The sequence below is a fragment of the Actinomadura sp. NPDC048032 genome, from assembly GCF_040653175.1.
GTDB classification, from domain to species: Bacteria; Actinomycetota; Actinomycetes; order Streptosporangiales; family Streptosporangiaceae; genus Spirillospora; species Spirillospora verrucosospora.
Genome location: NZ_JBEZJP010000647.1, coordinates 1 through 3,016, shown reverse-complemented (window position 1 = coordinate 3,016; position 3,016 = coordinate 1). Strand labels below are relative to the sequence as shown.

Annotated in this window: 2 protein-coding genes; both read right to left on the bottom strand. The window is 77.1% G+C overall.

Annotation, left to right across the window (positions count from 1 at the left end; all coding sequences use genetic code 11):
- Window positions 1-43: 43 nt before the first annotated feature.
- Window positions 44-1,669: an NAD(P)/FAD-dependent oxidoreductase gene (locus tag AB0C69_RS40560; protein WP_360361830.1), complete on the bottom strand. Its 1,626-nt coding sequence runs from the start codon at window positions 1,667-1,669 to the stop codon at window positions 44-46.
- A gap of 51 nt (window positions 1,670-1,720) precedes the next feature.
- Window positions 1,721-3,016 (bottom strand): SDR family oxidoreductase (locus tag AB0C69_RS40555; protein WP_360361827.1); only part of this gene is annotated, 1,296 nt, incomplete at its 5' end.

Genomic DNA, 3,016 nt, shown 5'->3' with positions numbered 1-3,016 from the left:
GGCTGCTCGACCCGCCCCTGAACCGCGGTGTGATCGGGCCGGTCTAGGACGGCGGCCCGCCCGTGCCGCCGGGCTGGTCGCGCGCGAAGCGGGGGATGAGCAGGCGCCCCGCCGGACCGGCGTGGGCCAGGGCGGCGCGGGCCGCGTTGGCGCCGCACGCGCCGTGCACGCCGCCGCCCGGGTGCGCGGAGGCCGACGCCAGGTACAGGCCCGCGACCGGTGTCTCGGGGCGCCCGAGGCCGGGAACGGGCCGGAACACCAGTTGCTGGTGGAGCATCGCGGTGCCGCCGTTGAGCGCGCCGCCGCGCAGGTTGGCGTCGTGGTCCTGGAACGTGGGCGGCGCGGTGACGCGGCGGCCGAGGACGCGGGAGCGGAAGCCCGGGGCGAGGCGTTCGACGACGTCCTCGAGGCGGCGCGCCATGGCGTCGCGCTCGCGCTCGTCCCAGGCGCCGGTGATGCCGTCAGGCCCGGCGTCGGCCTTCACCCGGTGGGGGACGTGGGTGTACGCCCAGACCGACTCGGTTCCGGCGGGGGAGCGGGCGGGGTCGGTGGTCGTCATCTGGCCGAGGAGCGCGAAGGGCTCGGACGGGACGCGCCCGGTGGCGAGCTGCGCGCTGTAGTCGGTCATCGCGTCCAGGCCGGGGGACAGGTGGACGGTCCCGGCGCGCCCGGCGCCGTCCGCCGCCCACGGGATCGGCCCGGAGAGGGCCCAGTCCACCTTGAAGGTCGCGTGGTCCCAGACGAAGCGGCGCATGTCGGCGCGCAGGGAGGCCGGCAGGTCGGACCAGCCGACCAGGCCGCCGTAGAGGGCGGGGGCCGACACGTCGGCGAGGATGGCCCTCGCGGCGCGCACCGGTTCGCCCGACGCGGCGCGGACGCCGAGCGCGCGCCCGTCCCGCACGACGACCGAGGCGACCGGGGTGTCGCAGCGGACGCGCCCGCCGCGCGACTCCAGCCGCCGCACGAGCGCCGCCGTCAGCTCGCCCGCGCCGCCCTCGGGGACCGGCCACCCGTGCCGCTGCCCGGCCATGGCGAGCAGCCAGCCGAACAGCGACCCGGCGGTCGACTCGGGGAACATGTCGGTGTGCAGCGTCGACCCGGCGAGCAGCAGCGTGCCGCCGGGGCCGGTGAACTCCTGCTCCCCGAGCGTGCGGACGGGGGCCAGCAGCGTGCGGACGGCGCGGAGTCCGCCCGCCCGGCGCGCGGACGCCAGCAGCGGCAGCGCGGCCCGCACCGGCGGGAACGGGCCGAGCAGGGCGCGCAGGACGTCCTCTCCCATCTCGTCCCAGAGGCGGCAGAGGCGCAGCCACGCCTCGCCGTCGCCCGCGCCGAGCGCGTCGAGGCCCGCGGCGGTCGCGTCGCGGTCGCGCTCCAGGACGGCGCAGCGCCCGTCCGGGAGCGGGTGGGCGAGGACGGCGGGCGCGTGCCGCCAGCGCAGTCCGTGCCGCTCCAGCTCCAGCGCCCGCATCGCGGGCGAGGCGACTCCGAGCGGGTAGAACGCGCTGCACAGGTCGCTCACGTGGTCGGGGTGGACTCCCCGGTCGCTGCGCACCGCGCCGCCCGGTTCGGGCTGCGCTTCGAGCACCTCCACGTCCCACCCGGCGTCGGCCAGCATGTTCGCGGCGACGAGGCCGTTGTGCCCCGCGCCGACGACGACGGCGTCGGCCATGCGGCATCCCTCCCGGTGATCACCTTACGGGCTCTCGCGGAGGGGCGGCGGTCAGCCCACGTCGAGCCGGGCCAGCAGCCGCATGACGCCCGGCGCCACACGCGACCCGAGGTAGCCGAGGCGCGCCTCCGGGGTCACCGGGACGACCGCGCGGTCGCCGCGGACGGCCGCGACGATCTGCTCCGCCACGCGCTCCGGCCCGTAGCCGCGGCGCGCGTAGGCCCGCGTGACGCGCTCCCGGCTGAGCGCCTCGTCCTCCTCGCCCCGGCCGACGAAGCGGGACGTGCGGGTGATGTTGGTGTTGACGATCCCCGGGCACACGGCGCTGACCCCGATGCCCTGGCCCTTCAGCTCGGCGCGCATGCACTCCGACAGCATCAGCACGGCCGCCTTGCTGGTCGCGTAGGCGGGCAGCGCGCGGGACGGCGTGAACGCGGCGGCGGAGGAGGTGTTGACGATATGGCCGCCCTGCCCTCGCTCCACCATCTGCTCGGCGAAGAGCCGCGAGCCGTGGAGGACGCCCCACAGGTTGACGTCCAGGACTTTGCGCCAGTCGTCGGCGCTGTGCTCCAGGAACGGGCCGGCCATCCCGATCCCGGCGTTGTTGACCACGACGTCCGGCACGCCGTGCTCGTGCATGACCGCCTTGGCGAAGTCCTCCATCGCGCCGCGGTCGGACACGTCCACCTGGAAGGCGTGTGCCGCGGGGCCGAGGAGGCCGGCGAGTTCGGCGGTGCGCTCGGCGGAGGCCCGGTCGATGTCGGCGGCGACCACCTCGGCGCCGCGTTCGGCGAAGGCCAGCGCGGTCGCGCGGCCGATCCCGCTGCCCGCGCCCGTGACGACGACGAGGGAGCCGTCGAAGGACCGCCGGCCCCCGGCCACCCTGGCCCGCCTGAGCGCGCGCGACTCGGCGGCGCCGAGCGGGCCGCCCCGCACGCCCGCGATGTGCTCGCTCACCCAGCGGGCGACGACGTCGGGGTGGCTGCGGGGCACCCAGTGCCCGGCCTTGAGCGTGCGCAGCGACAGGTTCGGGACGCGTCCGGCCAGCCCGCCGACCAGGTGCGGCGAGACGAACAGGTCCTTGGTCGGGACGATGACCTGGGTCGGGACGTCCGTTCGCCGGTCGCGCGGGCGGCGCAGCCGCTGGAGCATGTTCGCCCGGTACAGCCCGACCCCCGCCGCGGCGTCGCGCGCCATGGTCCCGGCCGGGTGGCCCTGCCGGGGCGGGACGCCCTCTCCGAGCTCCAGGGCCTTGGCGAACGGCTTCGCCATCCCGGCCCGCCACAGCAGTTCCGGCAGCACCGACGTCTGGAAGAAGTAGATGTACCAGGACCGGAGGCCCTGCCC